This is a genomic window from Micromonospora sp. bgisy143 (assembly GCF_057708145.1).
The window spans coordinates 18,577-43,949 of the sequence record NZ_JBYIRN010000010.1; the positions used below are offsets into that span (position 1 = coordinate 18,577).

26 protein-coding genes and 1 riboswitch are annotated in these 25,373 nt (G+C 72.8%); of the genes, 6 read left to right on the plus strand and 20 right to left on the minus strand.

Features of this window, described 5'->3' with window-relative positions; all coding sequences use genetic code 11:
- Window positions 1–135: 135 nt before the first annotated feature.
- Window positions 136–1,395 carry a chymotrypsin family serine protease gene (locus tag AC3EN4_RS14210; protein WP_435206343.1) on the minus strand — a complete coding sequence of 420 codons (1,260 nt, stop codon included), beginning with the start codon at window positions 1,393–1,395 and terminating at the stop codon, window positions 136–138.
- A gap of 114 nt (window positions 1,396–1,509) precedes the next feature.
- Entirely contained in the window at window positions 1,510–2,343 is an 834-nt protein-coding gene (locus AC3EN4_RS14215) for an AfsR/SARP family transcriptional regulator (protein ID WP_435206344.1), read from the minus strand.
- 197 nt (window positions 2,344–2,540) lie between these two features.
- Here AC3EN4_RS14215 and AC3EN4_RS14220 point away from each other — a divergent pair, with 197 nt between their 5' ends.
- Entirely contained in the window at window positions 2,541–3,044 is a 504-nt protein-coding gene (locus AC3EN4_RS14220) for a hypothetical protein (RefSeq protein WP_435206345.1), read from the plus strand.
- Window positions 3,045–3,214: 170 nt separating this feature from the next.
- On the opposite strand, the gene pheT is transcribed toward AC3EN4_RS14220, so the two are convergent.
- The 9 genes from pheT to AC3EN4_RS14265 form a co-directional block, all read right to left on the minus strand.
- The gene (gene pheT, locus AC3EN4_RS14225; protein WP_435206346.1) at window positions 3,215–5,764 is read right to left on the minus strand and encodes a phenylalanine--tRNA ligase subunit beta; all 2,550 of its coding nucleotides are present in this window, start codon (window positions 5,762–5,764) and stop codon (window positions 3,215–3,217) included.
- Between the two features lie 41 nt (window positions 5,765–5,805).
- Window positions 5,806–6,873, minus strand: a complete 1,068-nt coding sequence (gene pheS, locus AC3EN4_RS14230) for a phenylalanine--tRNA ligase subunit alpha (RefSeq protein WP_435206347.1) — start codon at window positions 6,871–6,873, stop codon at window positions 5,806–5,808.
- Window positions 6,874–7,090: 217 nt separating this feature from the next.
- On the minus strand, window positions 7,091–7,888 hold the full coding sequence (locus tag AC3EN4_RS14235) for a TrmH family RNA methyltransferase (protein ID WP_422739632.1): 798 nt from the start codon (window positions 7,886–7,888) through the stop codon (window positions 7,091–7,093).
- 83 nt (window positions 7,889–7,971) lie between these two features.
- On the minus strand, window positions 7,972–8,364 hold the full coding sequence (gene rplT / locus AC3EN4_RS14240; protein ID WP_007458417.1) for a 50S ribosomal protein L20: 393 nt from the start codon (window positions 8,362–8,364) through the stop codon (window positions 7,972–7,974).
- A 32-nt stretch (window positions 8,365–8,396) separates the two neighbouring features.
- The gene (rpmI, locus tag AC3EN4_RS14245; protein WP_354973576.1) at window positions 8,397–8,591 is read right to left on the minus strand and encodes a 50S ribosomal protein L35; all 195 of its coding nucleotides are present in this window, start codon (window positions 8,589–8,591) and stop codon (window positions 8,397–8,399) included.
- Between the two features lie 20 nt (window positions 8,592–8,611).
- The gene (infC, locus tag AC3EN4_RS14250; protein ID WP_030335715.1) at window positions 8,612–9,259 is read right to left on the minus strand and encodes a translation initiation factor IF-3; all 648 of its coding nucleotides are present in this window, start codon (window positions 9,257–9,259) and stop codon (window positions 8,612–8,614) included.
- 809 nt (window positions 9,260–10,068) lie between these two features.
- The gene (locus AC3EN4_RS14255) at window positions 10,069–10,542 is read right to left on the minus strand and encodes a PH domain-containing protein (protein WP_422739631.1); all 474 of its coding nucleotides are present in this window, start codon (window positions 10,540–10,542) and stop codon (window positions 10,069–10,071) included.
- Window positions 10,543–10,820: 278 nt separating this feature from the next.
- Entirely contained in the window at window positions 10,821–11,666 is an 846-nt protein-coding gene (hisG, locus tag AC3EN4_RS14260) for an ATP phosphoribosyltransferase (RefSeq protein ID WP_422739630.1), read from the minus strand.
- A gap of 45 nt (window positions 11,667–11,711) precedes the next feature.
- Window positions 11,712–11,975, minus strand: coding sequence for a phosphoribosyl-ATP diphosphatase (locus tag AC3EN4_RS14265; protein ID WP_089016570.1), 264 nt, complete (start codon window positions 11,973–11,975; stop codon window positions 11,712–11,714).
- Window positions 11,976–12,108: 133 nt separating this feature from the next.
- Between AC3EN4_RS14265 and AC3EN4_RS14270 the strand changes: the two genes are divergently transcribed.
- Genes AC3EN4_RS14270 through AC3EN4_RS14280 form a run of 3 tightly spaced genes read left to right on the plus strand, consistent with a single transcriptional unit; the run spans window position 12,109 to window position 14,572 of the window.
- Complete coding sequence (locus AC3EN4_RS14270; protein WP_435206348.1) at window positions 12,109–12,969, plus strand: ABC transporter substrate-binding protein; 861 nt, start codon at window positions 12,109–12,111, stop codon at window positions 12,967–12,969.
- Window positions 12,966–13,826 (plus strand): amino acid ABC transporter permease, encoded by an 861-nt coding sequence (locus AC3EN4_RS14275; RefSeq protein WP_422739628.1) that lies wholly within the window; start codon window positions 12,966–12,968, stop codon window positions 13,824–13,826. Before AC3EN4_RS14270 ends, AC3EN4_RS14275 begins: the two co-directional genes overlap by 4 nt.
- Before the next feature lie 2 nt (window positions 13,827–13,828).
- On the plus strand, window positions 13,829–14,572 hold the full coding sequence (locus AC3EN4_RS14280) for an amino acid ABC transporter ATP-binding protein (protein ID WP_435206349.1): 744 nt from the start codon (window positions 13,829–13,831) through the stop codon (window positions 14,570–14,572).
- Between the two features lie 76 nt (window positions 14,573–14,648).
- Here the strand turns inward: AC3EN4_RS14280 and ribH are convergent, their stop codons facing one another.
- The 7 genes from ribH to rpe form a co-directional block, all read right to left on the minus strand.
- Complete coding sequence (gene ribH, locus AC3EN4_RS14285) at window positions 14,649–15,149, minus strand: 6,7-dimethyl-8-ribityllumazine synthase (protein WP_422740667.1); 501 nt, start codon at window positions 15,147–15,149, stop codon at window positions 14,649–14,651.
- Between the two features lie 2 nt (window positions 15,150–15,151).
- Entirely contained in the window at window positions 15,152–16,417 is a 1,266-nt protein-coding gene (locus AC3EN4_RS14290) for a bifunctional 3,4-dihydroxy-2-butanone-4-phosphate synthase/GTP cyclohydrolase II (RefSeq protein WP_435206350.1), read from the minus strand.
- The gene (gene pnuC, locus AC3EN4_RS14295; protein ID WP_435206351.1) at window positions 16,414–17,103 is read right to left on the minus strand and encodes a nicotinamide riboside transporter PnuC; all 690 of its coding nucleotides are present in this window, start codon (window positions 17,101–17,103) and stop codon (window positions 16,414–16,416) included. The genes AC3EN4_RS14290 and pnuC overlap by 4 nt, the downstream gene beginning before the upstream one ends.
- Window positions 17,103–17,720: a riboflavin synthase gene (locus AC3EN4_RS14300; RefSeq protein ID WP_435206352.1), complete on the minus strand. Its 618-nt coding sequence runs from the start codon at window positions 17,718–17,720 to the stop codon at window positions 17,103–17,105. The genes pnuC and AC3EN4_RS14300 overlap by 1 nt, the downstream gene beginning before the upstream one ends.
- A gap of 1 nt (window position 17,721) precedes the next feature.
- Complete coding sequence (ribD, locus tag AC3EN4_RS14305; RefSeq protein WP_422739623.1) at window positions 17,722–18,783, minus strand: bifunctional diaminohydroxyphosphoribosylaminopyrimidine deaminase/5-amino-6-(5-phosphoribosylamino)uracil reductase RibD; 1,062 nt, start codon at window positions 18,781–18,783, stop codon at window positions 17,722–17,724.
- 159 nt (window positions 18,784–18,942) lie between these two features.
- Window positions 18,943–19,113, minus strand: a riboswitch (FMN riboswitch).
- 78 nt (window positions 19,114–19,191) lie between these two features.
- Window positions 19,192–20,148, minus strand: coding sequence for a response regulator (locus AC3EN4_RS14310; protein ID WP_422739622.1), 957 nt, complete (start codon window positions 20,146–20,148; stop codon window positions 19,192–19,194).
- Window position 20,149: 1 nt separating this feature from the next.
- Complete coding sequence (gene rpe, locus AC3EN4_RS14315; RefSeq protein ID WP_422739621.1) at window positions 20,150–20,830, minus strand: ribulose-phosphate 3-epimerase; 681 nt, start codon at window positions 20,828–20,830, stop codon at window positions 20,150–20,152.
- Window positions 20,831–21,084: 254 nt separating this feature from the next.
- On the opposite strand from rpe, the gene AC3EN4_RS14320 reads away from it, so the two are divergent.
- Window positions 21,085–21,975, plus strand: coding sequence for a septum formation family protein (locus tag AC3EN4_RS14320; RefSeq protein ID WP_435206353.1), 891 nt, complete (start codon window positions 21,085–21,087; stop codon window positions 21,973–21,975).
- A gap of 84 nt (window positions 21,976–22,059) precedes the next feature.
- Window positions 22,060–22,950, plus strand: coding sequence for a septum formation family protein (locus AC3EN4_RS14325; protein WP_435206354.1), 891 nt, complete (start codon window positions 22,060–22,062; stop codon window positions 22,948–22,950).
- A gap of 62 nt (window positions 22,951–23,012) precedes the next feature.
- On the opposite strand, the gene AC3EN4_RS14330 is transcribed toward AC3EN4_RS14325, so the two are convergent.
- Both AC3EN4_RS14330 and fmt read right to left on the minus strand, forming a co-directional pair.
- Entirely contained in the window at window positions 23,013–24,449 is a 1,437-nt protein-coding gene (locus AC3EN4_RS14330; RefSeq protein WP_435206355.1) for an RsmB/NOP family class I SAM-dependent RNA methyltransferase, read from the minus strand.
- Window positions 24,446–25,372: a methionyl-tRNA formyltransferase gene (fmt, locus tag AC3EN4_RS14335; RefSeq protein WP_435206356.1), complete on the minus strand. Its 927-nt coding sequence runs from the start codon at window positions 25,370–25,372 to the stop codon at window positions 24,446–24,448. Before fmt ends, AC3EN4_RS14330 begins: the two co-directional genes overlap by 4 nt.
- Window position 25,373: the final 1 nt, after the last annotated feature.

A 25,373-nucleotide genomic window follows, 5' to 3' on the forward strand; every position in this document is an offset into this window, starting at 1 on the left:
TGCATGCTAATGAGGGGCCGGGCCGCGCGGTGACACTCTCAGTTCTACCAAGCGGGCGGCCCGGTCCTCCAGGTGTGCCCGCGGGCGGAGCTGGGCGGTGCGCCACCGCCCAGCTCGCCACACTCCCGGAGCCGGTCAGACCCCGCCACTGCTTCCGATCGTGATCCCCCAGCGGGCCATGACCTCGTAGATGTTGACGTGGAACGTCTCGCGCCAGCACTGCCGGCCGGAACTCTGCACGCCCTGACAGGGCCCTGCGGTGTCCGGTGATCCGCCGGTGATGACCCCTCGACCGTAGATCGCGGTACCGCCGCTGACCGACACCGCCTGCGCGATCGGACCACCACTGTCGCCCTGCCCGATCGACGCGACGCCGTCCGTGTTCACGGTGTAGAAACCCGGACCCACGGTTCCCACGCCTTCGAGGTTGATGTACTTGTTGACGGCCTGCACCTGCACGACCGAGGCGCCGGAGTGCGAACCCGAGGAGAAGACCCACGAGTTCAACGCCGGGTTTCCCGCACCGTAGATCGGCACGCCCTGGTTGGACTGGTAGTCACCGACGTACATGTTGCCCTCGTAGTAGCTGCCCGTGATCAGCATGGAGTCGATGGACGCCTGGCCGGCGTTGGAGTTTCCGACGATCCATCCGTTACCCGGCGACTTCCACTCGGTGTTCTTCCCGCAGTGGTACGAGGTCACCATGACGTCCGTACCGCTGGTTGTCTTCCCCGCGAAGGCCGTGCTGCAGCGGACCACGTTCCCGCTGCCGACGGGGCGCTGGATGGCGTTGCCACTCCAGTACGGCACCACATCCGTCCACCGGCTCGCCGGCTCGGTCCGCGCGGACGTGGTGACCGTCAACGGGATGGTGCTGGCAAGGTCGGCGGATGCGCGGAAGCCGCTGACGGCTTCGCGGTCCACGGCGACCGTCAGCCCACGGAAGTCGTCGCGTGGCCCCACCGACGCCACCGTCGACTGGTTCTCCTGGGCTATCCGTCGTGCCTCACGGTCGAGTTCGGCGAGCGAGTACGGCACCGCGACGGTCCCGAGTCGGACCCCCTCGGCCATGGTCAGGCCCTTGATGAAGGCAGCCGGCGGGGCCCCCTTCCAGTAGAGCGTCACCTGCCGGGCCTCGACGTCGACAGCGACGCCGGTGAAGCCCGAGAGCCGCTGCTTCGCGACCCGCTGCTGGATCTGGTCGGCCAGCGCGACGAGCGGCGCCTGCGCTCGTTCCAGATCGCTCGCGCCGAGCCTGTCGAGGTTGACCAGGTGCCGCGAATCGTTCGGCTCCGGGACGGCCGCGGCAGGCGAGGGTGTTGCCCCCAGCGTGAGGGCACCCACCTGCAGCAGGGCCAGTAGGAGGTAGGAACGTCCTGACGGACGACGCGTCATGTCCGGAGGTCCTTTCTTCGAGGCGATCGGACACCGTCCCGACCAGACAGTCAGGACGGCGACACCAGGATCACCTACGTCGATGGATGCGGACTGGTCGACAACTGGACCGGCTCACCCCGCTGCGACCAGCGCCCGCCGCAGCTGCTCCAACTCCGGTCGCGGATCCACCCCGAGATCGCGGGCCAAGCGGCGTTCGATCCGTCGGTACGCCGCCAGCCCTTCCGCACGCCGCCCGACCGCCAGACACAGCCGGATCAGCCAGGCGTGCAGGCTCTCGTCCAGCGGGGACACCGCAGCCGCCTGGTCGACGGTGACGAGCGCCTCGTCGGCAGCGCCCTGGCGCAGCGCGGCCTCGGCGTACCAGCAGACCGCCATCGCGCGTTCGCCCTCGATCGCTCGAACCGGTGGCTGCGCGGCGAGCGCCGGGAGATCCGCCAGCAGGGGTGAGCGCCAGAGCCGTAGGGCCTCCTCGAGCAGGAGGCAGACTCGCTCGTGATCGCCGTAGCGCCGTGCCGTACGGGCTGCACCCACCAGGACGCGGAACCGTCCCAGGTCGACGGCGTCGGCACCGATGCGAAGCGCGTAGCCGTCGCCCACGCGGACCAGGAGGCCGCTCGGGGCGCGCGGCGGGCGCTCCGGCTCCAGGGAACGCCGCAGCCGCTTGACGTAGGTCTGGATGACGTTTACCGCTTCGCGGGGCTGACTGTCCGACCAGAGCACGTCGAGTAGCTCCTGCCGGGGCACCGGACGGTCGGCGTTCAGAGCCAGCACGGCGAAGAGCGTTCGCTGCCCTGCCGGACCGAGTGGCACCTCTGCCTCGTTGCGCCACACCGCTGTCCGACCGAACAGCCGGACCGTCGTCCGCTGCGCCGCAAGGGTCGCCGTGGAATGTGCCGGACCATGGGATTCCGCGGGCGACGGACGCACCGCATCGATATCAGCCATCGACGTTACCTCCCCGTGTATCGATAAAGCTGATTGTCGTGATTCTTCCACGGTCGATCACGGGAAGTAACCTGTGAGTCGCTGATGTCGTCAGTGGCTGGCCGGCTCATCGGCGCGGGTGGGGCAGGTTCGGGCAGCAACCGTCGGGCCCATCCCCGGTCCGTGCTGCTGGCGCGCCACCCGAGGAAGGGCCGAGCATGAACCTCGACCTGAACGGCCGCAGGAGGCCGCCGATCGTCGCCGTCGCCGTCGCCGTCGCGGCGGTGGCCGGCCTTGGTGCGTGCGGGCGCGAAGCCGCGCCCGGCGGCGACCCATCCGGCACACAGGAGGTCTCCAGCGAGGGCGTACGGATCTCGGTGCCGGCGCAGTGGCCGCGCAACGCCGTCAAGTGCGGTACGCCGGTCCGGGACACGTACATCGTCGATCTCGACGTCGTCGCCGGTTGCGCGCTGACGCCGGCGCCCCGCGTCGACTACGCGGAGGTTCGACGGTCCAGGGACCTCGCCCGCGATCCGGTGGCGGCGATCGCCACCGAGCAGGGCGACGCGGCCGGCCACCCCGTGATCCGGGGCGGGGATGTGTTGCCGGACGGCCGGGCGCGGCGGGTGGTGGTGATCGCCGACCAACGGGTGGTCGTCATCGCGGTCGCCGACGACCCGGCCGACGCCGACGCGATCGCCGACTCACTCCGGGTCGACTGACCTCGGGCCCAACGGATCCCGGGCACCCACCGAGCGAGCCCTACCCGATCGACGTACCCGAGAAAAGCCCTGACCTGGCGGGTACCGCCAGGTCAGGGCCTTGCTCGTTGGTGCACGGCCAGGAAGCCGAACCCGCAGATCGAGAGACCGCAGGACGGGGCACCTCCCGGTTACGCGCCGCGCAGGGTCGCGCCGAAACGCTCGGCCACGACGGCGACCGCCGCGTCCCGGGCGGCCAGCGCCTCCTCCACCGTCAGCGTCCGGTCCGGAGCGCGGAACGTCAGCTTGTACGCCAGCGACCGGCGACCCTCGCCGAGCTGCGCGCCGGAGTACACGTCGAACAGCCGCACGTCCTCCAGCAGCTCGCCGGCGCCCGCCTCCAGCGCCCGACGCACTTGCTCGGCCGGGACCGACTCGTCGAGCACCAGCGCCACGTCGATCAGCGCCGGCGGGAACCCGGACACCGTCGGCGCGGGAGTCACCGGCACCGGCGGCAGTACGTCCAGGTTCAGCTCCATGGCGCAGGTACGGCGGGGCAGCTCCAACGCCGCGACCGCCGCCGGGTGCAGCTCACCGGCGTACCCGACGACGGTGTCGTCGACCCGCAGCTCGGCGCAGCGGCCCGGGTGCCACGGCGCGTACTCGGCGGCGCGTACCTCGACCCGCTCGTCGGGGATGCCGGCGGCGGCCAGCACGTCCCGGGCCGCCTCGATGGCGTCCGCCCAGCCGGCCGGGCGGCCCGCGCCCCACCAGCCGGCCGGGTCCAGGTCACCGGCGAGCACCGCCGCGACGTGCACCGGCTGGGCCGGCACGACCGCGTCGGCGGCGGCGAACTCCTCGTCGGTGGGCCGGCGGTCCACGCCCATCGCCGGCGGGCTGCCGGCGTCGGGGCGCGGGTGGAAGACGGCGCCGATCTCGTAGAGGGCGAGGTCGCGGTGGCCCCGGCCGAGGTTGCGCTTGAGGATGCCGAGCAGCGGGCCGAGCAGCGTGGTACGCAGCAGCGGCTCCTCCTCGGACAGCGGGTTGGCGAGGCGCACCGCGGGTCGGCGCGGGTCGTCGGCCGGCAGGCCGAGCTGGTCGGCCAACTCCGGAGAGACGAAGGGGTGCGCGAGCACCTCCACGTACCCGCGTTCGGCCAGCGATCCGGCGACGGCCCGGCGGCGGCGCTGACGCGGGGTCAGGCCGTTACCGGGCGGCGCGGTCGGCAGCACCGACGGCACCCGGTCGTACCCGTCGAGGCGGACGACCTCCTCGACCAGGTCGGCCGGGTCGGTCAGGTCGGGTCGCCAGGTCGGCGGGGTGACGCTCAGCGTCGTCCCGACACCGCTGGCCACGCCGACCGTGCCCGGGTCCTCGGACAGCCGGTCGGCACCCTGCGCGACGGTGCAGCCGACCTGCTCCAGCAGGGCGACCACCCGCGCCGGCGGGTACTCGACGCCGACCCGACGGGTCGGTAGGTCCGCCGGCAGGCTGATCGGGGTACGCGGCCGGACGTGGTCGATGTCCAGGATCTCGTCGCCCGGGGTGCCGCCGCCGTGCTCGGTGAGCAGTCGCACGGCACGCTCCAGCGCGACCAGCGCCACGGCCGGGTCGACGCCCCGCTCCCAGCGCTTCGCGGCCTCGCTGAACAGCTTGTGCCGGCGGGCGGTGCGCCCGACCATGGCCGGGTCCCAGTGGGCCGCCTCGAAGAGCACGTTGGTGGTGGTTCCGGTGTCGACCTCGCTGGTCTCGCCGCCCATCACCGCAGCCAGGGAGATCGGCCCGGTGTCGTCGCAGATCACCATGTCGTCGGCGGTGAGCACCCGACTGACCCCGTCCAGGGTGGTCAGCTTCTCCCCCGCCTCGGCGCGGCGGACCACCAGCGGCCCGGCGATGCGGTCGGCGTCGAAGGCGTGCATCGGCTGGCCCAGTTCCAACATCACGTAGTTGGTGATGTCGACCGGCAGCGAGATGCTGCGGATGCCGGCGGTCACCAGTCGCTGGGCCATCCAGGACGGTGTGGGCGCGTTCGGGTCGACGCCGCGGACCAGGCGGGCGGTGAACCGGTCGCAGCCGACCGTGTCGCGGACCTCCACCGGGTACGCCGGGGTCGGCGTGCCACCCGGGGCGGGTGCCATCCCCGGGTCGTGCAGCGGCACGTCGAACGCGTGCGACAGCTCCCGGGCGAGGCCGCGCAGGCTCAGCGCGTACCCCCGGTCGGGGGTGATCTCCAGCTCGAACACGACGTCGTCGAGGCCCACGACGGCCCGCGCGTCGTCACCCGGCTTGGCGGCGGTGTCCGGCGGCAGCACGATGATGCCCGAGTGGTCGTCGCCCAGGCCCAACTCCTTGGCCGAGCAGATCATGCCGGCCGAGTTGTGCCCGTACGTCTTGCGGGCGCCGATCGCGAACCCGCCGGGCAGGACGCCGCCGGGCAGGATGACGACGACCCGGTCACCGACGGCGAAGTTGCGCGCCCCGCAGACGATCTCCTGCGGCTCGCCGGTGCCGTTGGCGGCGCCCACGTCTACCCGGCAGAACCGGATGGGCTTCTTGAAGCCGGTCAGCTCCTCGATCTCGCGCACCTCGCCGACGACGAGCTGACCGGTGACGCTCGCGCGCAGGTCCTGTACGGACTCGACCTCGATGCCGAGGTCGACCAGGGCCTGCTCCAGGTCACCGGTGGGCAGGTCGGCGGGGAGGTCGACGTACTCCCGCAGCCAACTGACAGAAACTCGCATGACTTCAGACCACCGTTCCCGTGTCTCGTACCCGCATCGCCCTACGCCCCGGTCCCGAGCGCCCGGCTGAACCGCACGTCGCCCTCGAAGAGATGGCGGATGTCGCTGACCCCGTGCCGGACCATCAGGGTCCGGTCGATGCCCATGCCGAAGGCGAAGCCGGAGTAGACCTCCGGGTCGACCCCGCAGGCGCGCAACACCCGGGGGTTGACCATCCCGCAGCCACCCCACTCGACCCACTGCGGACCGTCGCGGTGCTCCGGGAACCACACGTCGAACTCCGCCGACGGCTCGGTGAACGGGAAGTAGTGCGGCCGCCACCGGGTCTTCGCCTCGGGGCCGAACATCGCCCGGGCGAAGTGGTCGAGGGTGCCCCGCAGGTGCGCCATCGTGATGCCCTTGTCGACGACCAGGCCCTCGGCCTGGTGGAACACCGGGCTGTGGGTGGCGTCGATCTCGTCGGTGCGGTAGACGCGGCCGGGCACGATCACGTAGATCGGCGGCTTGCGGCTGAGCATGGTGCGCGTCTGCACCGTCGAGGTGTGCGTTCGCAATACAAGCCCGGAGCCCTCCGGCGCGATGTGGAAGGTGTCCATCAGACCGCGCGCCGGGTGGTCGGCGGGGATGTTCAACGCGTCGAAGTTGACCCACTCCAGGTCGACCTCGGGGCCTTCGGCCACCTCGTAGCCCATCCCGACGAACAGGTCGCTGATCGACTCCATCAGCGTGCTGAGCGGGTGCCGGGCACCCCGTGGACGCCGGGCGTACGGCAGCGTGACGTCCACCCGCTCCTCGACGAGCACCCGCGCGGCCTGCTCGCGCTCCAGCACCTCGGCGCGCTCGGCGTACGCGGACTCGATCGCCCGGCGGGCCTCGTTGACCCGCTTGCCGGCGTCGGACTTCGCGGCCGGCGGCAACGCGCCGATCTCCCGGCGCGCGAGGGAGACCGGAGACCGGTCACCGAGGTGCGCGGGGCGCAGCGCGGTCAGCGCGTCCGGGTCGGCGGCGGCCTCGAACGCCTTCGTGGCGTCGGCGACGGCCTCGGCCAGGGCGGCCGGGTCGAGCAGGGCGACCTGCTTCGGGTCGTACGGATCGTTGCGGTAGCTCATGGCGTACGGGCACTCCCTCACGGCGGCGCCAGCCCGTCATCGGGGCGGCGAAGCGAGTCTACGGACGCGCGGCTGTGCCGCAGCCCGCCGGTAGGAGTTGCGCAGGGAGCAGGTCAGGCCCGCCGCCCGCCGACACCGGCGGGCTGGCTAAACGAACGCCGTGGCGCGTTCATGGACGGACGCTCTCCCCTGCTGTCAGTGGCGCCGAGGGTCACCCTCAGCGCTGCGCTCTCGCTGAAGCGTACAGGCAGACGGCCGCGGCGGCAGCCAGGTTCAGGCTCTCGGCGCGCCCGTACAGCGGCACCCGCACCCGGGCGTCGGCGGCGGCGGTCAACGTCTCGGGCAGCCCGTGCGCCTCCGAGCCGAACAACCAGGCGGTGGGCCCGACGAGTCGGCCGTAGTCGGTCAGGTCGTCCAGGTCGTCGTCGCCGTACCCGGTGGTGGCGAAGATCGACAGTCCGGCGGCCCGGAGCGCGTCGACCACCGCGACCGGGTCGGGCGCGCGGACCACGTCGACGTGGAACAGGCTGCCGGCCGAGGCGCGGACACACTTGCCGTTGTACGGGTCGACCGCGTCACCGGCGAAGACCACCGCGCCCGCGCCCGCCGCGTCGGCGGTGCGCAGCACGGTGCCGGCGTTACCCGGGTCACGGATCTCGGCGAGCACCGCCACCAGCCGGGGAGCGGCCGCGAGGGCCTGCTCCAGCGGCACGTCCAGGTGCCGGCAGACGGCGACCAGCCCCTGCGGGGCGACCGTCTCGGCCAACGCCGCGAGGGCGTCGTCGGTCACCTCGGAGACCGGCACGTCGGCCCGGGCCGCCGTGGCGGCCAGCTCCGGATAGCGGTCCAGCGCGGTCGCCGTACCAAAAAGCTCGGTGACCACCCCCGGCCGCGCCAGGGCCTCGCGGACCGCCTGCGGGCCCTCGGCCAGGAACCGGCCGGCGGCGTCGCGGTCCCGGCGGCGTTGCAGCCGGCGGGCGGCGACAATCCTGGGGGTACGCGGGGTGAAGGCCATGGGGTTTGCTCCTCGGGCACGATCGAGGCGCCCCCCGGACGGCGGTGCCGACGCGGGAGACGCCTCGTTCTGGTGCGTGGGGATCAGGCGGCCTGAGCCGCCGCGCCGCCGGTGCCCTCGGCCGTGACCGCGGCCCGGGCCAGCTCGACGATCGCCGCGAACGAGGCGGCGTCGTTGACGGCCATGTCGGCCAGGATCTTGCGGTCGACCTCGATGCCGGCCAGACGCAGGCCCTGGATCAGGCGGTTGTAGGTCATCCCGTTCGCCCGGGCGCCCGCGTTGATCCGCTGAATCCACAGCTGCCGGAAGTCGCCCTTGCGGTCACGACGGTCCCGGTAGGCGTACTGCATCGAGTGCAGCACCTGCTCCTTGGCCTTGCGGTACAGCCGGGAGCGCTGGCCGCGGTAACCACTCGCGGTCTCCAGCAGGGTACGACGCTTCTTCTGGGCGTTCACAGCCCGCTTGACGCGTGCCATCTCAACTCCTTCTTACGTAAAGGTGGCGCGCGTCAGCGGCCGAGCAGCTTCTTGATGCGCTTGACGTCGGCCTTGGCCACGACGACCGTGCCGGTCAACCGGCGGGTGCGGGTGGACGCCTTGCCCTCCAGCAGGTGGCGCTTGCCGGCCTGCTCAGACACGATCTTGCCCTTGCCGGTCACCCGGACCCGCTTGCCCATACCCGTGTGGCTCTTCATCTTCGGCATGTGGAACGTCTTCTCCCCTGTTACTCGCCGCTGGTGGCGGCGGTGCCGGTGTCGCCGGCTGCTGCGGTCTCCCCGACCGCCGCGGTCTCATCGGCTGCCGGAGCGGCGGACTCGTCCCCTGCCCGGTCCCGAGGGCCACCGCGGGACGCCGTGGCGGCGACCGCGGAAGCCTTGACGGCCCGGTGCGGAGCGAGAACCATGATCATGTTTCGGCCGTCCTGCTTGGGAGCGGCTTCGACGTATCCCAGATCCGTGATCTCGGACTCGAGCCGACGCAGGAGCCGGTAACCCAGCTCCGGGCGGCTCTGCTCGCGACCGCGGAACATGATCGTCACCTTGACCTTGTCGCCCGCCTTGAGGAACCGCACCACGTGACCCTTCTTGGTCTCGTAGTCGTGCGGGTCGATCTTCGGCCGGAGCTTCATTTCCTTGATGACGGTCTGCTGCTGGTTACGCCGCGCTTCGCGCGCCTTCAGTGCGCTCTCGTACTTGAACTTGCCGAAGTCCATGAGCTTGCACACCGGCGGGCGCGCCATCGGCGCAACCTCGACCAGGTCCAGATCGACGTCCGCGGCCAGCTGCAGGGCGCGCTCCAGCGGGACGATGCCCACCTGCTCACCCTCTGGGCCGACCAGTCGGACCTCACGTGCCCGGATCTGCTCGTTCACGCGTGGTTCGACGCTGATGGGGCCTCCTCGAGTCGTTTCTGCTCAGGTGCCGACCCCTGCGGCTCCCGGAAGGGAACCGACCTGGAAAACAGAAGGCCCTGGCGCATGCCAGGGCCCGCTCGACCGGTCGGCACGATCACAGGATCGCGCATCCGGGGCCGGGACATGCCCGGAACCGGTGACCGGACCCGGCCACCGTGGCGGCGACTCGGGTGGGAGCAGGCGCTCCGCTTTCAAGGCTGTCTGCTCGCACGCGGAGACAGCCTGGTCGACTCGACAACACTACACCGCCGTACCGCCCACCCCCAAACCGGACACCGCCTGGGGCTGGGCGGATGGCGTCGGTGCCGCTCAGCGGGCCTGAGCGGGTCTCGTTGGACCTCGCGGGCCCCGGCGGGCCTCGGCGGGCCTCGGCGGGCCTCGGCGGACCTCGGCGGGCCTCAAGATCCGCGCAGTTTCCCGGAAGTTGCGGCATCCAGGCGCCGGGAGGCAGCAGTTTCGGGGAAGTTGCTGCCTCGGCGCGGGGCCGCGCGGGCGCGGGCCGAGGCGGGGCGAGTCGGGCGCGAGGCGGCGCGGGCGCGAGGCAGGGCGGCGCGGGCGCGAGGCGGCGCGGGCGCGAGGCGGCGCGGGGCCGCGCGGGCGCGGGCCGAGGCGGGGCGGCGCGGCGCGAGGCGGCGCGGGCGCGAGGCGGCGCGGGGCCGCGCGGGCGCGGGCCGAGGCGGGGCGGCGCGGGCGCGAGGCGGCGCGGGCGCGAGGCGGGGCCGCGCGGGCCGAGGCGGGGGCCGCGCGGGCCGAGGCGGGGCGGGGGCTTAGTTGCCGACGGCACGTTCGGCGAGGCGGGACTGGTGGGCTTCGAAGAGCCGGCGCAGGGCGCGCACGCCGTCGACGGCCAGCTCCTTGTCGGCGGCCTGCAACGCGATCAACGGCAGCAGGTCGTCGTCGTGCAGCTCCAGGCTGGCCCACGGCGCGCCCCGGTCGAACCGAATGCCCCGGACGACCTCCCAGGGCAGCTCGTACGAGCTGATGACGTTGCGTACCCGGATGCCCCGCCCGTCCGCTTCGATGCGCGGGCGGGTGAACAACAGGAAACCCAGCGCGCCGAAGACACCCAGGCCGATCATGGCGATCTGGTCACCGCGCTGGAAGCTGCCGTACCCGTCGCCGGTCGGCCCGGTCAGCGAGGTGGCGACCAGGGCGAACACCACCACCAGCACGATCGCCGCCGACCAGCACACCACCCGGATGCGGCGCGGCTTCAGGCGGACCAGTTCGGTGTCACTCACCCGCCCAGTCTGCCACTCACGTCCGCCGCACCGACGCACCACCCGCCGAGGCACCGCGCGCCGATGAAGATCGCACCCGAACAGGGATGTAGTGGCCTCAGCCCGCCACCGATGCCACTACATCCCTGTTCGGGCACGATCTTGCGGAGGCGGGCACGCACAGCCCCCGACGCGGGGCGGCGCGGGGCGGCGGTGATCCACACGAGATCGGGGAAGCCGGGGTAACCCGGGCGGGCGGACACCCCCATTTCGGCGATCTCGTGTGGATCAAGGACCGGTCAGAGGCGGCAGGCGTGGATGTTGGTGACCAGGATGGCGCGGGCGCCCAGGTCGTACAGCTCGTCCATGATCCGGTGCACGTCGTCGCGGAGCACCATGGCCTGCACGGCCACCCAGCCCTCGCGGTGCAGCGGCGAGACGGTGGGCGACTCGATGCCGGGGGTCAACCCGCTGGCCCGGTCCAGCAGGCCGGCCGGCACGTCGTAGGCGAGCATCACGTAACGGCGGGCCACCAGCACGCCGTGCAGGCGGCGCAGCAACTGCTCGGCCTGCGCGTGGGCCGGCGCGCCGGCGCGGCGTACCAGCACCGCGGACGAGCGCAGCAGCGGCTCGCCGAACACCACGAGACCCGCCTGACGCAGCGTCGCGCCGGTCTCCACCACATCCGCGATCACGTCGGCGACCCCGAGGCGTACGGCGTTCTCCACGGCGCCGTCGAGGCGGATCACCTCGGCCTTGACGCCCGCCTCGTCGAGGTGCCGCTCGACCAGCCCCGGGTACGCGGTGGCGATCCGGTGCCCACCCAATTCCTGCACGGAGGCGATGTCGTCGGGGCGGGCGGCGAACCGGAAGGTGGCCCGGCCGAAGGCGAGGTCGACGACCTCCTCGGCGGGCGCGGCCGAGTCGATCAGCAGATCGCGGCCGGTGATGCCGAGGTCGAGATCACCGGAGCCGACGTAGGTGGCGATGTCCTTGGGACGCAGGTAGAAGAATTCGACGTCGTTGGCCTCGTCCCGGCAGACGAGGTCCTTGGGGTCGGTGCGCTGGCGGTAGCCCGCCTCGCGCAGCATCTGGGCGGCCGGCTCGGCCAGGGTGCCCTTGTTGGGGATGGCGACACGCAGCATGACGGAGTGCTCCTTCGATCGAGTCTGATCAACGACGGGGCGCACTCACAGATGTCGGTAGACGTCCTTGAGCTCGAGACCGCTGGCGAGCATCAGCACCTGGACCTGGTAGAGCAGTTGGGAGATCTCCTCGGCGGTGCGCTGGGGCCCCTCGTGCTCGGCGGCCATCCACGACTCGGCCGCCTCCTCGACGACCTTCTTGCCGATGAAGTGCACACCCTTGTCCAGAGCGGCGACCGTGCCCGAGCCCGGGGTGCCGGCAGCGGCCTTGGCCTGCAGCTCGGCGAACAACTCCTCGAACGTCTTCACGGGGAACGATTCTTCCAGCCGCCGGGCCGCTGCCCGACGTCCGGGTCGGGCCGAACCCAGCAGGCGGACAATTCCCTGCCGTCGCGGTGGGAAGATCTTCGATCGATGCGCGTGGACCTTTACGCTGTCCGCCATGGCCAGCCGCTCACGTCTGCTCGCGCTCATCCTCGTCGGCGCCGTCGTCGGCGCCATCGCAGGGTGCGCGCCACAGGACGAACCGACCCCCACCGTCACCGCCGCGCCGACGTGCGCCAAGGACAGCCTGCCGACCCGTACGCCGGGCAAGCTCACCATCGCCACCGACCAGCCGGCGTACGAGCCGTGGTTCCGGCAGGACAAGCCGGAGAACGGCGAGGGCTTCGAGGCCGCCGTCGCGTACGCGGTGGCGGAGAAGCTGGGCTACGCCCGAGGTGACGTGACCTGGACCCGGGTGAAGTTCGACACCGCGATCGCACCCGGGGAGAAGAGCTTCGACTTCGACATCAACCAGTTCTCGGTCACCGACGAGCGCAAGCAGGCGGTGGACTTCTCCGCGCCCTACTACCTGGTGCGGCAGACCGTCATCGCGCTCAAGTCGTCGAAGATCGCCGGCAAGAAGTCCGTGGCCGACCTGAAGGGCGCCAAGCTCGGCGCCCAGGTCGGTACGACCAGCTACCAGGCGATCACCGACGTGATCAAGCCGACGGCGAAGCCGCAGGTCTACAACAGCAACGACGACGCCAAGAAGGCCCTGCAGAACGGGCAGATCGACGGTCTCGTGGTGGACCTGCCGACGGCCTTCTACATCACCGGCGCGGAGATCAGCGACGCGGTGATCGTCGGTCAGGTTCCGCAGGTGGGCGTGCCGGAGATGTTCGGGCTGCTGCTGGACAAGAACTCGCCGCTGACCCGTTGTGTGAGCGGCGCGGTCGGTCAGCTCAGCGAGGCCGGCACGCTGAAGCAGTTGGAGCAGAAGTGGCTCGCGCAGGTGGCGGGCGCGACCGAGCTGACGTGACGCGGGAGCGGACACACGCTGCGGCGCACACCCCCTCCGCCGCACAGGTGCGGCGGGCGGCGTACCGACGTCGGCAGACCGTCTACAGCGTGCTGGTCGCGGCCTCCTCCACGGCGGCGCTCGGCACCCTGCTGGTGGTCGCGGTGACCGGCGCGCCGGGTTGGGACCGGGTACGGCGGTCCTTCCTGGACCCGCGGATCGCCGCCGACGCGCTGCCGGCCGTGCTGGACGGGCTGTGGCTCAACGTACGGCTGCTGGTCTGCTGCGCGGCCGGGGCGCTGCTGCTCGGGCTGGTGATCGCCGTGCTGCGGACGCTGCGCGGCCCGGTCTTCTTCCCGGTCCGCGCGCTGGCCGCCGGGTACACCTACACGTTCCGTGGGCTACCGCTGATCATCGTGCTCTACCTGCTCACCCTGGGTGTGCCCGGGCTGCGGTTGCAGGGCATGCCGTCGGTGCTGGTGCTGGGCGGGCTCGCGTTGGTGCTCACCTACGGCGGCTACCTCGCCGAGGTGTTCCGGGCCGGCATCGAGTCGGTGCATCCCAGTCAGCTCGCCGCGGCCCGCTCGCTGGGCCTGACCTACCGGCAGACGATGCGCCACGTGGTGCTGCCGCAGGCCGTCCGCCGGGTGGCGCCGCCGCTGCTGAACGACGTGGTGGCCCTGCAGAAGGACGTCGGGCTGGTCTCGCTCGCCGGCCCGATCGACGCGGTCCGGGCCGCCCAGATCGCCACAGCCCAGTCGTTCAACTACACGCCGTACATCGTGGCGGGCGTGCTGTTCGTGCTGCTCGCGATCCCGCTGATCGCGGTCACCGACTGGGTGACGCTGCGCTCGGCCCGCCGCCAGTCGGGAGGCTGACCATGTCGCTGCTGCGCTGCCGGGGTCTGCGCAAGGAGTTCGCCGGTCACGTCGTGCTGGACGGGCTCGACCTGACCGTCGCCGAGCACCGGGTGGTGGCGCTGATCGGGGCGTCCGGGTCGGGCAAGTCCACCCTGCTGCGGTGCGTGAACCTACTGGAGGACATCGACGACGGCACGATCGAGCTGGACGGGGAGGACATCTCCGACCCCCGGGTGGACGCCGACCGGGTGCGCCGGCGGATCGGCATGGTGTTCCAGGCGTACAACCTGTTTCCGCACCTGAGCGTGCTGGACAACATCACCCTCGCGCCCCGGCGCGTACACCGGCGGGCCCGCGCCGAGGCCGAGGCCCAGGCCCGCGACCTGCTGGACCGGGTGGGGCTGGGCGCGAAGGCGCACGCCTACCCGGACGGGCTCTCCGGCGGGCAGCAGCAGCGGGTGGCGATCGTCCGGGCGCTGGCGAACTCGCCCCGGCTGATGCTGCTCGACGAGGTCACCTCGGCGCTGGACCCGGAACTTGTCGGCGAGGTGCTGGCGATGATCCGCGACCTGAAGGCCGACGGGATGACCATGGTGTTGGCCACCCACGAGATGGGCTTCGCCCGGGAGGTCGCCGACGAGGTGTGCTTCCTCGACGCAGGCAGCGTCGTGGAGAGCGGCCCGCCGGAGCAGGTGCTCGGCGAACCGACGCAGCCCCGTACCCGGCAGTTCCTCCGCCGGATCATCGAGGCCGGCCGGCTCTGAGACCGGCCGGCCTCGGAGCCGGCCAGCACCGAGGCCGCGCAGGCCGGGAGCCGGCCGACAATGGAGCCGCGCGGCGTCAGCCGCCGAAGCCGACCCGCTGGCCGTTGCCGGCGGCGACGGTCCGCACGGCCAGCGCCGCGTCGAGCGCGGCGACGGTCGCCGCCCAGCCCTTGTCCTCCGCCGAGCCGGGCAGCCCGGCCCGGTCCCGGGCCTGCTCGATGGTCTCCACGGTGAGCACACCGTGCGCGACCGGCTTGCCCTCGTCCAGCGCCACCCGGGTCAGCCCGTCGGTGACCGACCGGCACACGTAGTCGAAGTGGGCGGTCGCGCCCCGCACGACCACGCCGAGCGCGACCACCACGTCGCAGCGGCGGGCCAGGGCCTGGGCGACGACGGGCAGCTCGACCGAGCCGGCGACCCGGGCCACCACGGATCGCGCGCCGCACGCCTCGGCGGCGGCGACCGCGCGCTCCAGCATGTGGTCGGTCAGCTCGCCGTGCCAGCGCGCGGCCACCACGCCGACGGTCAGCCCCGCGGCGTCCACCGCGTCGACTCCCGGCTCACCGAATCCCGCCATCGTCATGCTCCGATCTCGTCATTGGCGACGGGACGCCCCAGCGGCGCCTCGGACACCTCGTCCAACTCGTCCAGCAGGTGACCCATCCGGTCCCGCTTGGTGCGCAGGTAGCGCAGGTTCTCCGGGTGCGCCCCGGCCGGCAGGCTCTCGCGGCCGGTGATGGTGAGCCCGTAGCCTTCCAGCCCGGCCCGCTTGGCCGGGTTGTTGGTGAGCAGCCGCATCGAGCGCACGCCCAGGTCGTAGAGGATCTGCGCGCCGGTGCCGTAGTCGCGGGCGTCGGCCGGCAGACCCAGGTCGAGGTTGGCGTCGACGGTGTCCCGGCCCTGGTCCTGCAACTGGTACGCCTGGAGCTTGTGCAGCAGCCCGATGCCACGCCCCTCGTGCCCGCGCACGTAGAGCACCACGCCCCGACCCTCGCGGGCGACCCGGGCCAGCGCGGCGTCCAACTGCGGCCCGCAGTCGCACCGCAGCGAGCCGAACACGTCCCCGGTCAGGCACTCGGAGTGCACCCGGACCAGCACGTCCTGGCCGTCGCCGAGGTCGCCGATGACCATGGCGACGTGCTCGGCCGGGTCGTGCTCGGCGCGGTAACCCAGCGCCCGGAACACCCCGTGCCGGGTGGGCATCCGCGCCTCGGCCACCAGCTCGACCTGCTTCTCGGTATGCCGCCGGTAGGCGATCAGGTCGGCGATGGTGATCAGCACGAGGCCGTGTTCGGCGGCGAACTTTTCCAGGTCCGGCAACCGCATCATGGTGCCGTCGTCGTTGACCAGCTCACAGAGCACGCCCGCCGGACGCAGCCCGGCGAGCCGGGTCAGGTCGATGGCCGCCTCGGTGTGCCCGGGCCGGCGCAGCACCCCACCCTCGCGGGCGCGCAGCGGCACCACGTGCCCGGGACGCGCCAGGTCGGTCGGGTCGGTGGCGGCGTCGGCGAGCAGCCGGATGGTGTGCGCGCGGTCGGCCGCCGAGATGCCGGTGCTGACCCCCTCCCGGGCGTCCACCGTCACCGTGTACGCGGTGCCCCGGCGGTCCTGGTTGGTGTGGTGCATGGGCGGCAGGTCGAGCCGGTCGGCCTCGCTCTCGGTCAACGGCACGCAGACGTACCCCGAGGTGTAGCGCACCATGAACGCCATCAGCTCCGGCGTGGCCAGCTCGGCCGCGAAGATCAGGTCGCCCTCGTTCTCCCGGTCGGCGTCGTCGACCACGACGACCGGCCGGCCGGCCGCGATCTCGGCGATCGCCTCGTCGATACTCCCGAAACTGGTCATGCGACGGCCTCCGTGTAGGTGGGCGGGAGCGCGGCGGCCGGCCGGGTGACGCGCGACGTGTGCCACCAGGCGGCGAAGCCCCAGGCGCAGAGGGCGCCGTAGATCAGGTACATGGCCGCCGACGGGTAGAACCCGCCGCGCAGCAGCAGTGGCACACCGACGGCGTCCACCGCGATCCACACCAGCCAGAACTCGACCCAGCCGCGGGCCATGCCGTAGGTGGCGAGCAGACTGCCGGTGAGGATCCAGGCGTCCGGCAGCGGACCCCACGAGCCCAGCGCCTTGAGCAGCGGGTACGCCGCGGCGGTGCCGACGACGGCGGCCAGCAGCAGGGCGAGCCGTTCCCGGCCGGTGGCCCAGCGTGGCAGCACCGCGGCGTGCTGGGCGTCGGCCCGACGGTTGCGCTGCCAGCGCCACCAGCCGTAGACGCTCACCGCGAAGAAGAACACCTGCCGGCCGGCCTGCCCGTACAGGTCGTGGGCCTGCGGGGTGGCGAACACCCCGCCGAGGAAGACGGTGAACAGCAGCGCGTTGCCGATCATGCCGACCGGCCACGCCCAGACCAGCCGGCGCAGCCCGAGCAGCGCCGAGATCAGGCCGAACGCGTTGCCGACGATCTCCCGGATCAGCACCGGCGAGCCGGCCACCTGCACCTGGGCGTCGAGGAACCAGCCGAGGGCGCCCATCAGGCCACCTCGCCGGTCTCGGCGAGCCGACTGCCCAGCAGCCGCTCGACGTACTTGGCCACCACGTCGACCTCGAGGTTGACCGGGTCGCCGACGCCCTTCGCGCCGAGGGTGGTCAGCTTGAGGGTGGTCGGGATCAGCCCGACGGCGAACTCGTCGACGCCGACGGCGGCCACGGTCAGCGACACGCCGTCGATGGTGATCGAGCCCTTCTCCACCACGTAGCGCGACAGCTCGGCGGGGAGCCGGAACCGGACCGTCTCCCACTGCTCGGCCGGTTCCCGGGAGATCAGCTCGCCGACGCCGTCGACGTGGCCCTGCACGAGGTGCCCACCGAGGCGGCTGCCCAGCGCGGCGGCCCGTTCCAGGTTGACCGGGTCGCCCGGGCGCAGCGCGCCCAGCGCGGAGCGGCGCAGGGTCTCGCCCATCACATCGGCGGTGAAGACGCCGTCCGCCGCGTCCACCACGGTCAGGCAGACACCGTTGACGGCGATGGAATCACCGTGGCGGGCGTCGGAGGTGACCAACGGGCCACGCACGGCGATCAGCGCGGAATCGCCCGCCGTGGCCGTGACGCGTACGATCTCGCCCAATTCCTCGACAATGCCGGTGAACATGTCAGCCCTCCCTCTTTCGGGGCAAAGCGGTGATCCGGAGATCCGGACCGACCTGCGTAACGTCGACGAACTCCAGATCGATGGCCTCAGCGATGGTCGTCACTCCCGCGTCGACCAGCGCGGTCGGGCCGGCGCCGAGCAACCGCGGCGCGACGTACCCGACGATCTTGTCCACCAGACCGGCGGCCAGGAACGCGCCCGCCAGCCGGGGTCCACCCTCCAGCAGCACCGCGCGGACGCCGCGCTGGTGCAGCGCCGCGAGCAGCGCCGGCAGGTCGACCCGGCCGTCCGGGCCCGCGCCGACCTCGGCGGCGGTCGCGATCCACGTCCGCGCGGCGCCGTCGCGGACCCGGGCGTCCACCGGGGTACGCCCCGAGCTGTCCACCACCACCCGCAGCGGCTGCCGGATCGCCAGGCTGCCGTCGCGCAGGTTGCGGGCGGTCAGCCGCGGATCGTCGGCGAGCACCGTGCCCACCCCGGCGATGACCGCATCGACCGTGCCGCGTAGCGCGTGGACGTCGATCCGGGCCGCCTCGGAGGTGATCCACATGCTGGTGCCGTCCTCGGCGGCGGACCGGCCGTCGAGGGTGGCGGCGTACTTCCAGATCACGTACGGCCAGCCCCGGCGCATCGAGGTCAACCAGGCCACGTTGCCGGCCTCGGCCTCGTCACCGCGTACCCCCAGGTCCACCTGGACCCCGGCGGAGCGCAACGTGGCGGCGCCACCGGAGGCCACCGGGTTCGGGTCCGGTACGGCGATGACGACCCGGGCCACGCCGGCCTGGACCAGCGCGGTGCTACAGGGACCGGTGCGGCCGGTGTGGTCGCACGGTTCCAGAGTGACGACCGCGGTGCCGCCCTTGGCGCGCCGGCCGGCCTGGGCCAGCGCGACGATCTCGGCGTGCGGTCCGCCCGCGTACGCGTGGAAGCCCTCGCCCACGACCTGGCCGTCCGCGTCGAGCAGCACGCACCCGACCACCGGGTTGGGGCTGGTGGTGCCCAACCCGCGCGCCGCCAACTCGATCGCACGCCGCATCGCCTCGTCGACGGAGACGCTGGCCATCGCCCTGTCCTGCCCTCTCACTCGCCTCATCGCGCGGGCGGTCAGGGAGGCGGTATGGACCGCGGGCAGGCGGCGGCGGATTCCGGGTACGGCACAGCCGCCCCGGGAGGGCGGCACGGCACGCTGACGCCAGCGGCCGGCTGAAGACCCGTCCGTCCCGCGCGCTGTCTCCCATCCGGACTGTCTGGGCGCGGACGAGCCGCCCCCAACCGTCGGCCCCGGATTTTCACCAGGTCCACCGGGCGGCAGAGCCGTCCGGGTCGCGGGCTGACCACGGTTGGACCGTGGATCACCGCCGGTTCGGAATTTCACCGAGTCCCGCCAGCGCGTGGTGGGTACTCCGCAGTCTTACACGCCGAGGGCGGCGTGTCGTTATTCAGGCGAGCTACTTCACAGCGGGATCACGCGTCAGGTGACACCCCGCCGCCGGTCCACGGCGACGTACGACCCCGGTTGGCTCTTGGCGACCGTCTTCATCTCCGAGGCCACCGCGATCGCCTCGAGCGGGTCGGTGAACCGCTTGCCGGCGTCGGAGAGCGAGACGCCGATCGAGAGCGTGACCAGGGCCGCCCGGCGGATGTTGCCGCGCCGGTCCTTGAGCTCGACGAAGCCGCGCTCGCGGTCGGTGGCGTCGTAGAGCGTGTCCGCGGACTTCTCGAAGTCGACCACCGCGCGGGAGGTGAGGGGGCGGACCTGGTCGGGCGCGCAGACGATCACGAAGTCGTCGCCGCCGACGTGGCCGAGGAAGGCCGGCGGCAGGCCCACCGCCACCACGGCCCGGTGCAGGCTGCGGGCCAACGCGGAGATGAAGTCGTCGCCCCGGACGAAGCCGTACCGGTCGTTGACGCTCTTGAACCGGTCGATGTCGATGTAGCCGACCGCGTAGTCCACACCCTGCCGGACCCGGTCGCTGATCTCCCGCCGGATGCGGCTGTTGCCGGGCAGCCCAGTGAGCGGGGAGACCTCCCGGAACTCCTTGTTGCGCCGCAGCGTCGAGGAGACCCGGGCCACCAGCTCGGCGGTGTCGAACGGTTTGACCAGGTAGTCGTCCGCGCCCGCGCTGAGCCCGTGGACCTTGTCCACGGTCATCCCCTTGGCCGTCAGCATGATCACCGGCAGCGCGGAGGTCATCGGGTCGGCGCGCAGCCGCCGAGTCAGCTCCAGCCCGTCGATGCGGGGCATCATGAGGTCGACCACCGCCAGATCCGGTCGCTGGCGCTCGATGACCTCCAGTGCCTCCTGGCCGTCGCTGGCGTGGATCACCTCGAAGCCGTGCAACCGCAGGTTGAAGTCGACGAACCGAGCGATGTCCTCGTCGTCGTCGACGACGAGGATGACGTCCTTGCGGTCGGCCTCGGGCTCCACGTCAGGCCTCGGGCGCCGCGCGTTCCGCCAGCGCCCGCAGGTGGCGTACCGCCTCCGCCGGATCGGCGGCGCCGTAGACGGCGGTGCCGGCCACGAACGCGTCGGCGCCGGCCGCCGCCGCCTGCTCGATGGTGTCGGCGGCGATCCCGCCGTCCACCTCGATGCGCAGCTCCAGGTGCCCGGCGTTCACGTGCCGGCGGGCGGTGCGGACCTTCTCCAACAGCTGCGGGATGAACCGCTGCCCGCCGAAGCCCGCCTTGATCGTCATGATCAGCAGGGTGTCGAAGCTGGGCAGCAGGTCCAGGTACGGCTCGATCGGGGTGTCCCGGTCGATGGCCAGTCCGGCCTTCGCGCCGGCCGAGCGCAGGTCCTTGGCCAGGGCCACCGGATCGTCGGCCGCCTCGGCGTGGAAGGTGACGTTGTACGCCCCGGCGTCGGCGTACCCGGGGGCCCACCGGCGCGGGTCGGAGATCATCAGGTGCACGTCGAACGGCATCGTGGTGGCGGCCCGCAGGCTCTGCACCACGGGCAGCCCGATGGTCAGGTTGGGCACGAAATGGTTGTCCATCACGTCCACGTGCAACCAGTCCGCGGCGTCCTCGACGGCACGGACCTCTTCGGCGAGGCGAGCGAAATCGGCGGCCAGGATGCTCGGCGCGACGATTGGCGGCGGTACGGTCACGGGGCCAGTGTACGAACGCGGTCACCCGCCGCCCGCAGCACGGCACCAACTCCGACACGCTGTGATCCAGCAGTGACCAGTAGTGCAGAATGAGCCGGTCCGGACCCTCGAATCCGGACGAACAGACATCAGTGGCTGGCCGATCGACCCAAACGCGACGACACTCCAAGCGGGATGGTGCCATAGGCTGCACGCCCGCCGGGGTCGCGCCGTGGGGCGCGGCGACCGGTCGCCAGCTTCCGGGAGGGCGGACGATGCGACGGTGGCTTGCAGCGCTGGCGCTGGTCGGCGTCACGACGATGCTGCTGTCCGGCTGCGCGCCGGCACGAGGCGCGGACGGTGATCTCACCGACGACTGGCCGGCGCTGCGGGTGCCCCGGCCGTTCACCCCGGCCACCGACACCTGCCTGCCCCGGATCACCTCGGTCGTGCAGGCCAGCACGTACGAGACCGTGGACTGCGCCCGCAGCCACCTCGCCGAGGCGATCCACGTCGGCACGTTCACCGGGCCGGCCGCGCTGGCCGGCGCCCGACCGGGCCCGGGTTCGACCGCGCTGCGCGCGGCCCGCGCCGAGTGCGACCAGCGGGCCCGGGACGTGCTCGGCGGCGACTGGCACACGGCCCGGCTCACCCTGACCCTCTCGCTGCCCTCGGCCCCGGCGTGGACCGGGGGTGCGCGCTGGTTCCGCTGCGACCTCAGCGAGACCGACAGCATCGACAACACCCGCCCGGTGAACCGGGTCGGCAGCCTGCGTGGCGCGTTGATCGGGGACAGCCCGCTGACCCACCGCTGCTTCGATCCCAAGCTGATCGGCGACAACCTCAACTACATGGCCCCGGTGCTCTGCACCGAGCCGCACCGCGCCGAGTTCGTCGGCGTCTACGAGGAGAAGGACACGAGCTGGGCGGCCTTCACCCGCGCGGGCGAGCTGGCGCACCGGCGGTGCATGGCGCTGATCGCCGCGTACGTGGCCGTGCCCAACAACAGCGAGCTGCCGTACCGGGCCGGATCCATCTACTACCCACCGTCGCAACGGGAGTGGGAGGAGGGCGACCGCGGGGTGCGCTGTTTCCTGTGGAGCGACGACCGCAAACTCACCCGTTCGATGCGCGGCGCCGGCCCCGAGGGACTACCGGCGATCTGAGTGACGGTGCCGTATGCTGCTGCGCCGTGGCGCTACCGGCCGGCTGGAGGTCGACCGGAGGTCACCGGCGGCGGGAGGTCGATGATGCGACGGTGGTTGACGGCGGTTGCCGGAGGCGCGGCGGTGGCGCTGGCCCTCACCGGCTGTGGCGCGCCCGCCGGCGTGGACCGGAACCTCACCGACGACTGGCCCGCGCCCGTGGCCGCTGAGCAGTTCGTCCCCGCCGCGGGTGTCTGCCACCACTCCTCCCAGCAGGTCGGCTTCCTCAGCGGCTACAACCCGATGGAGTGCAGCGAGGCGCACCGGGTGGAGACCATCCACGTCGGCACGCTCACCGGTCCCGGCGCCCAGCGCGGCACCACCCCGCCGCCCGGGTCCGAGGGCATGCGGGCCGCGCAGGCCGGCTGCGAGAAGGAGGTCACCAAGGCGGTCGGCGGTGACTGGCGCTCCGGCCGTCTCGGGCTGACCGTCGTGCTGCCGTCGGCGCCCGCCTGGGCCGGCGGCGCCCGCTGGTACCGGTGCGACGTCACCGAGATCGCCAGCATCGACGACACCGCCGTCGACCTGCGTACCGGCAGCCTGCGGGGCGCGCTCACCGGGGCCGCGCCACTGGCCTACCGCTGCTTCAACCCGAAGCTGGTCAAGGACGACATCGAGGCGATGGTGCCGGTCTCCTGCACGGCGAAGCACCACGCCGAGTTCGTCGGCATCTGGCAGGCCCCGGACATCAGCTACGCGGAGTTCAACCGCACCACCAAGCGCACCCACCGGGCGTGCCAGTCGGTCACCGCCAAGTACGCCAAGGTGCCGGACGACTCCAAGCTCGACTTCCGGGCCGGGACGATCTACTACCAGCCGTACGAGCAGGAGTGGAAGAACGGCAACCGGGGCGTGCAGTGCTTCCTGTGGATCAGTGACCGGAACCTGACCCGCTCGATGCGCAACGCCGGCACCAAGGGCCTCCCGGTCACCTGAGCCCGAACACGGACACCGCGCCTGGCCGGGGTCGGCCGGGCGCGGTGTCGTTTCGGCCGCTGTCAGCCCTTGCGCAGGACGGCCAGGAACATCGCGTCGGTGCCGTGCCGGTGCGGCCAGAGCTGCACGGTCGGGCCGTCACCCAGGCCGGGCATGCCGGCCGGCAGCAACGGTCGGGCGTCGACGAAGTCCACCGCCACACCGCTGCGGCGGGCCGCCTCGGTGACCGTCACGTGCGTCTCGACGGTGTGCGGCGAGCAGGTCACGTAGGCGACCAACCCGCCCGGCCGGACCGCCCGCAGCGCGGCGCCCAGCAACTCGCGTTGCAGCCGGGTCAGCGGCGGCAGGTCCGACGGCTGCCGCCGCCAGCGCGACTCGGGCCGGCGGCGCAGCGAGCCCAGCCCGGTGCACGGGGCGTCCACCAGCACCCGGTCGAAGTGCCCCTCCGGCAGCTTCGGGTCCGCGCCGACCTCCCGGCCGTCGGTGGCCAGCACGGTCACCGGCAGACCCCGGGTCGCCTGGGACACCAGCCGGGCCCGGTGCTCGGCCACCTCCACGGCGGTCAGCCGGGCGCCCCGCTGCGCGGCCAGCGCGCCGAGCAGCCCCGCCTTGCCGCCGGGGCCGGCGCAGAGGTCCAGCCAGCGCCCGTCCGGGCCGTCCAGCGGCGCGTCCGCGAGCGCGGCGGCCACCAACTGGGAGCCCTCGTCCTGGACGTGGGCGCGGCCGTCCGCCACCGCCGGCACGTCGCCGGGCGCGCCGCCGGGCAGATAGACGGCGTACGGGGAGAAGGCGCCGGGCGCCCCGCCGACCGAGTCGGCCAGCTCGACCGGGTCGATCAACCCGGGCCGGGCGCAGAGGTGCACCGGGGGACGCTCGTTGTCCTCGATCAGCAGGCGGGCCGTCTCGCCCAGGTCACCGCCGAGCGCCTCGGAGAAGGCCCGCACGATCCACTGCGGGTGGCTGTACGCCAGCGCCAGGTGCCCGACCGGGTCGGTCTCCATGGGCGGGGCGAGCTTGGCCACCCACGCGTCGATGTCCCGGGTCGACACCTCACGCAGCACCGCGTTGGCGAACCCGGCGGCGCCCGGCGCGACGGAGCGGACCAGGTCCACGGTCGACGACACGGCCGCGTGCGGGGGCACCCGGGTGTGCAGGAGTTGGTACGCCCCGATCCGCAACGCGTCGCGGGCCGGCGGGTCGATCCGGGCCACGTCCCGGCCGGCCGCGTCGCTGAGGATCGCGTCCAGCGTGCCGACGTGCCGCAGCGTGCCGTAGGTCAGCTCGGTGGCGAAGGCGGCGTCCCGGCCGACGAGCCCCTGCTCGCGCAGGATGGTGGGCAGCACCAGGTTGGCGAACGCGTCGTCGCGGTGCACGGCGGCCACCGCCTCGTACGCCGCCCGGCGCGGCCGGTCCAGTGGAGGCCGAGCCGGCCGACGATCGCCACCACGGCCGGCCGACGATCCGCCCCGGAACGGACGGGTTCCCTCCGGGGCCGTCACGCGAAGGCCTCGCCGGCGCTCACCCGGACGCCGCGCGCCCAGTCGGTGGCCGCCATGGCCCGCTTGCCGGCGGCGCGGACCTCGCCCAGGCGCACCGGCCCGGTGGCCGTACCGGCCAACACGCGGGTCTTCTCCACCAGCAACTCCCCCGGTTTCAGGTCCGGACCGTCGGGCTCCGGTGCGACCGGGCCGAGTTTCACCCGCTCGTCCCGGAAGGTCGTCCACGCCCCGGGCGCCGGGGTGCAGGCGCGGACGCGCCGGTCCACCGCGAAGGCCGGGTCGCCCCAGCGCACCCGGGCGTCCTCCACGGTCAGCTTCGGCGCCAGGGAGACCCCGTCGGCGGGCTGCGGCTCGGCCCGGGCGGTGCCGTCGGCGATCGCGTCGAGCACCGCCACGAGCAGCCCCGCGCCGCTGTCGGCGAGACGGTCCAGCAGGTCGCCGGAGGTGTCACCGGGGCGGATCTCGTCGGTCAGCGTGCCGTAGACGGGCCCGGTGTCCAGGCCCTGCTCCAACTGGAAGACACTCGCCCCGGTCAGCTCGTCGCCGTGCAGCACCGCGTGCTGCACGGGCGCGGCTCCCCGCCAGGCCGGCAGCAGCGAGAAGTGCAGGTTGATCCAGCCGTGGCGGGGGATCTCCAGCGCGGACGGCGGCACCAGCGCGCCGTACGCCACCACCGGCACGCAGTCCGGGGCGAGCGCGCGCAGCCGGTCGAGGAACTCCGGCTCGCGGGGGCGGGCCGGGGTGAGCACCTCCACGCCGTGCTCGTCGGCCCACGCGCCGACCGGCGAGCGGGACAGGCCCCTGCCCCGTCCGGCGGGCGCGTCGGGTCGGGTGACCACGGCGACCAGCTCGTGTCGGGAGGCCGCGACGGCGGCCAGGGCGGGTACGGCCACCGCGGGCGTACCGGCGAAGATCACACGCATC